Origin of the sequence: Paraburkholderia madseniana (genome assembly GCF_009690905.1) — a bacterium.
In the GTDB taxonomy this organism is placed as follows: Bacteria; Pseudomonadota; Gammaproteobacteria; order Burkholderiales; family Burkholderiaceae; genus Paraburkholderia; species Paraburkholderia madseniana.
This window is the reverse complement of record NZ_VOSW01000300.1, coordinates 1-782: the sequence shown is the minus strand read 5'-3', so window position 1 is coordinate 782 and position 782 is coordinate 1. Positions and strand designations below refer to the sequence as shown.

1 protein-coding gene is annotated in these 782 nt (G+C 56.6%); it reads right to left on the bottom strand.

The window, feature by feature from the left end:
- On the bottom strand, window positions 1-782 hold a 782-nt coding region (locus tag FSO04_RS45905; protein ID WP_154568027.1), incomplete at both ends, for a transposase.

Here is a 782-nt window from a genome sequence, read left to right as displayed (position 1 = left end):
TGTTCGTGCTCCCATCGTCGGATGCGGCGATAGTCGCTGGGCGAACATCGCTCCTTGAGATGGCAACGCGGGCATGCGCTGGGCCAGTACACGCGCAGATTCATGTCTTTCTCGACGGTCTTGAATCGAAGAATTGCGCGCTCACCGGCGGGACATCGATACTCATCGCTTCTTGCAACGTAGATGAAGTCGCGTTTGGTGAAGAGCCCTTTCTTCCTTGACGCTGAGGTGAGCGGTTTCGGGACATACGCCGTGATCCCTGCCAGTTCGCACGCGCGGATGTCCGGACCACTGAAGTAGCCCCGGTCAGCCAGCACCTTCAGCTTTGGCTTGCCCATCGCGTTCTTTGCCGACAGCGCCATCTTGCTGAGTTGACCATGATCGCCTCCGATATTCGTCACCTCGTGTTCGACAATAAGATGATGCTTCGTATCAACTGCTGTCTGGACGTTGTAGCCGACCGTTCCGGTTCTCTTGCCACCGCTGGTCATGGAGCGGGAATCCGGGTCAGTGAGCGATAGCTGTCCGTCCGGTTCATCCTTCAACTGCTGTTTGATCTGCTCGAGCTCACGCATCCGCTGGCGCAATATCGCGATCTTCTCGTATAGGCGCACGGTCTTCACGTCGAAACCCGTTGGGCTAGTACGGTCTGCAGTCTCAATCATGTCGAGATATCGCTGAACGCTTTCCTCAATCTGTTGCTGACGCTTGTCGATCTTGCCGGCCGTATAGTTTCTGTCGCGGCTGTTCACCGCCTTGAACTTGCTGCCGTCGATGGCCAC